A 4,303-nucleotide genomic window follows, 5' to 3' on the forward strand; every position below is an offset into this window, starting at 1 on the left:
GTGGCGGCGCGCCTGCCGGCCACGCTCACCCTGCCCGGCAGCGGCGCGCGGGCGGTGGTGCTGCCGTTCGGCGGCGTGGTGACGCGCCTTTTGGCGCAGGAAGGTGAGGCGGTGCGCGCCGGCCAGGCGCTGGTCGAGTTGCACAGCGCCGAGTATCTGGCCGCCCGCGCCGCCCAGCGCGACCGGGAGGCGCGGCTCGACCAGGCGCGAGCGCAGGCGGCGCGCGATGCGGCGCTGCTGGCCGAAGGCATCGTGCCGGCGCGCCAGGCGCAGCAGAGCCAGGCGGCGCTGGCGGCGGTGCAGGCCGAGTTCGGCGCCGGCCGGGATCTGCTCGCCGGCACCGCCGAGGTAGCCGGCCAGCCCGCCGCCTACCGGCTGCTGGCACCGGCCGCAGGCACGGTGCACGAGGGCGCGCTGCGCCTGGGCGAGCCGGTCGCGGCCGGCACCGCCGCCGCGCTGCTGCTGTCCGGCGATCGGCTGTGGGCCGAGGCGCAGTTGCCACCGGCGCTGGTCGGGCGCCTGCGCGCCGGTCAGGCGGTGCGCCTGCCGGGCGGCGAGCCCAGCGGCCGGGTGATCGCCGTGGGCGGCGTGCTCGATCCCGCGAGCCGCGCCGCGCTGCTGCGCGCCGAGCTGCCGGCCGCTGGGCTCGCGCCCGGTCAGACGCTCGAAATCGAAATCCTCGACACCCCGCCGGCGGATGCCCGCCGCGTGCCGGCCGCCGCGGTGAGCCGCGAGGGCGAGCGCAATCTCGTCTTCATGGCGGTGGACGGCGGCTTTCGGCCGCAGCCGGTGGAGCGCCTCGGCAGCGACGGCGACGCCGCCGTGGTGCTGGGCTTGCCGGCGGATGCCAGGGTGGTGACGCGCGGTGTGGCGGCGCTGAAGGCGCTCGCCCGGCAGGAGCCCTGAGATGCTGCAGCGGCTGATCGAATTCGCGCTCGCGCAGCGGGCGGTGGTGCTGCTGGTCACGGCGCTCGGCGTCGGCGCCGGCATCGCCGCCTGGCGGCAGTTGCCCATCGACGCCTTCCCGGACATTTCGCCGACCCAGGTCAAGCTGATCCTGAAGGCGCCCGGCATGACCCCGCAGGAGGTCGAGCAGCGCATCCTGGTGCCGCTCGAAATGGAGTTGCTCGGCCTGCCGCGGCAGGTGCAGCTGCGCGCGCTCGCCAAGTACGCCATCGCCGACGTGACGCTGGTGTTCGCGGATGGCACCGACATCTACTGGGCGCGCCAGCAGGTGGCCGAGCGCTACGCCGGCGTGCGCGACGCGCTGCCGGCGGGCGTCGAGGGCGGCCTCGCACCGATCGCGACGCCGCTGTCGGACCTGTTCATGTTCACCATCGAGGGCGATCTCTCGCTCGCCGAGAAGCGTGACCTGCTCGACTGGACCATCCGCCCGGCGCTGCGGACCGTGCCCGGCGTGGCCGACGTGAACGCGCTCGGCGGCCGCGTGCGCACCTACGAGGTGGTGCCGGACCGCGCCGCGCTGGCCGCGGCCGGGGTGACGCTGCAGGAACTCGCCGCCGCGCTCGAGACCAACAACCAGAACGACGGCGCCGGGCGCCTGCGCGACGGCGAGGAGGCACTCGTGGTGCGCGCCACCGCCGCCTACGGCGGCCTCGACGATGTGGCGAGCGTGGTGGTGGCGCGGCAGGGCGGCCGGGTGCTGCGCGTGGCCGATCTGGCGCAGGTGCGCTTCGGCGAACTGGCGCCGCTCGGCGCGGTGAGCAAGGACGGCCACGGCGAGGCGGTGGAGGCGATCGTGGTCGGCCTGCGCGGCGCCGACGCCGGCGCGGTGGTGGCGGGCGTGCGCGAGCGGCTGGCGGCGCTGCAACCGAGCCTGCCGCCCGGCGTGACGCTCAACGTGTTCTACGACCGCAGCGACCTGATCGCCCGCGCCGTCGGCACGGTGACCGACGCCCTGCTCGAAGCCGCGGTGCTGGTGGTGGTGCTGCTGCTGCTGTTCCTGGGCGAGCTGCGCGCGGCGCTGGTGGTGGCGATGACGCTGCCGCTGGCCGCGCTCGGCACCTTCATCCTGATGCGCCTGACCGGCATGAGCGCCAACCTGATGAGCCTGGGCGGCCTCGCGATCGCCATCGGCATGCTGGTGGACGCCGCCGTGGTGGTGGTGGAGAACGCCGTCGAGCGCCTCGGCAGCGACGAGGCGCGGCGCCTGCCGCGCCTGCACGTGCTGTTCCGGGCGGTCACCGAGGTGGCGCAGCCGGTGGCCACCGGCGTGCTGATCATCGCGCTGGTGTTCGTGCCGCTGCTCACGCTGCAGGGCCTGGAGGGCAAGCTGTTCGCGCCGGTGGCGCTCAGCATCGTCTACGCGCTCGGCGTGTCGCTGCTGGTGGGGCTGACCTTCATCCCGGTACTGGCGTCGCTGGTGCTGCGCCCCGGCGCGCACCACGAACCCTGGCTGATGCGCAAACTGGGGCCGGTCTACGCGCGCCTGCTCGGCGCCTGCCTGCGCCGCCCGGCACCGCTGATCGCGGTGGCGGTGATCGGTCTCCTGCTCGCCGCCGGGGCGTACTCACGCACCGGCAAGGCCTTCATGCCGACGCTGGACGAGGGCGCCATCCTGGTACAGCTCGCCAAGCTGCCGTCGATCGACGTCGAGGCCAGCCTCGAACTCGACCAGGCCGTGCAGCGCGCGCTGCTGGCCGAGGTGCCGGAGGTGAAGAGCATCGTCGCGCGCCTGGGCTCGGACGATCTGGGTCTCGACCCGATGAGCCTCAACGACACCGACAGCTTTCTGGTGCTGGCGCCCAAGGACGCGTGGCGGGTGCCCGACAAGGACTGGCTGGCCGACCGCCTGCGCGAGGTGCTCTCGCGCTTTCCGGGCATCGAGTTCACCTTCACGCAGCCCATCGAGATGCGCATCTCGGAGATGCTGACCGGCGCGCGCGGCGATCTCGCGGTCAAGATCTTCGGCCCGGATCTGGCCGAACTCGACCGCCTCGCCGGGCGCATCGCCGCGGTGCTGGAGCAAACGCCCGGCGCCAGCGAGGTGTTCACCGTGCACAACGCGGGCGTGCAGTACCTCGAAATGCAGCTCGACCGCCTCGCCGCTGGCCGCGCCGGGCTCGATGCACAAGGCCTGCAGGCCGAGCTGCGCGCGCAGGTGGACGGCCTGCGCGCCGGCACCGTGCTGGAGGGCAACAAGCGCATCCCGCTGATGGTGCGCGGCGACCCGCGCCTGCGCAGCGACGCGGGCGCACTGGCCGAAACCCGCATCGCGCTGCCGGGCGGCGGCAGCGCGCGCCTGGCCGATCTCGCCCGCGTCTCGCGCGTGTCGGGGCCGGTCAAGGTGGACCGCGAGGACGGCGCGCGCTTTGCCGTGGTGCAGGCCAACGTCGGCGGGCGCGATCTGGTGGGCTACGTGGCCGATGCGCAGGCGCGCGTCGCCGCCGCGGTGCCGCTGCCGCCCGGCTACCGACTGGTGTGGGGCGGGCAATTCGAGAACCAGCAGCGCGCCGCCGCGCGGCTTGGCCTGGTGGTGCCGGTGGCGCTCGGGCTGATCTTCTTCGTGCTGTTCGCGACCTTGGGCTCGGTGCGCCAGGCGGTGCTCATCCTCAGCAACATCCCGTTCGCGCTGATCGGCGGGGCGATCGCGCTGTGGGCGTCCGGCGAGTACCTGTCGGTGCCGGCCTCGGTCGGCTTCATCGCGCTGCTCGGCATCGCGGTGCTGAACGGACTCGTGCTGCTCACGCACTTCAACCAGTTGCGCGCCGCCGGCCTGCCGCTGGCGCAGGTGGTGTACGACGGCGCCCGCCGCCGCCTGCGCCCGGTGCTGATGACCGCCGGCATCACGGCGCTGGGTCTGGTGCCGCTGCTGCTGCAGACCGGGCCGGGCTCGGAAATCCAGCGCCCGCTCGCCATCGTGGTGCTGGGGGGGCTGTTCACCTCCACCGCACTCACGCTGCTGCTGCTGCCCATCCTGTACCGCCGCTTCGGCGCGCCGGAGGCCCGCCCGTGACCGACACCCTGCTGCAACTGACGCTTGTGTTTCCGGACGAACTCGAAGGCGCGGTGCTGGACGCGCTCGGCGCCATCGCGCCCGACCAGCCCTACACGCTGCTGCACGGCACCGGCCACGGCCGCGACTTCGCCCAGGCCAGCGCCCGGGAGCGGGTGCGCGGCCAGGTCGGCCGGCGCGCGCTGTGGCTGGTCGGCGCGCCGGCCGCGCTCGATGAACTGATCGCGGCGCTGCGCGCGCGCATCCACAGCCGCGATGTGGTGTGGTGGACGGTGCCGGTGCGCGCCTTTGGAGACTTTTCATGAGAGCAAGGGGCATGAAACCGCT

General features: G+C 74.2%; 3 protein-coding genes. All 3 read left to right on the forward strand.

What is annotated here, in order from left to right; all coding sequences use genetic code 11:
- Positions 1-906: efflux RND transporter periplasmic adaptor subunit (locus PHC73_RS11860; RefSeq protein WP_300128446.1), on the forward strand; the 906-nt coding region annotated here is incomplete at its 5' end.
- 1 nt (position 907) lies between these two features.
- The gene (locus PHC73_RS11865) at positions 908-3,976 is read left to right on the forward strand and encodes a CusA/CzcA family heavy metal efflux RND transporter (RefSeq protein ID WP_300128448.1); all 3,069 of its coding nucleotides are present in this window, start codon (positions 908-910) and stop codon (positions 3,974-3,976) included.
- Positions 3,973-4,281 (forward strand): DUF3240 family protein, encoded by a 309-nt coding sequence (locus PHC73_RS11870; protein ID WP_300128451.1) that lies wholly within the window; start codon positions 3,973-3,975, stop codon positions 4,279-4,281. The genes PHC73_RS11865 and PHC73_RS11870 overlap by 4 nt, the downstream gene beginning before the upstream one ends.
- Positions 4,282-4,303: the final 22 nt, after the last annotated feature.

This window comes from Immundisolibacter sp. (assembly GCF_028696615.1).
GTDB lineage: Bacteria > Pseudomonadota > Gammaproteobacteria > Immundisolibacterales > Immundisolibacteraceae > Immundisolibacter.

Coding starts and splice junctions, on each gene's coding strand:
- PHC73_RS11865 (WP_300128448.1), top strand. CDS start 908: ATGCTGCAGCGGCTGATCGAATTCGCGCTCGCGCAGCGGGCGGTGGTG.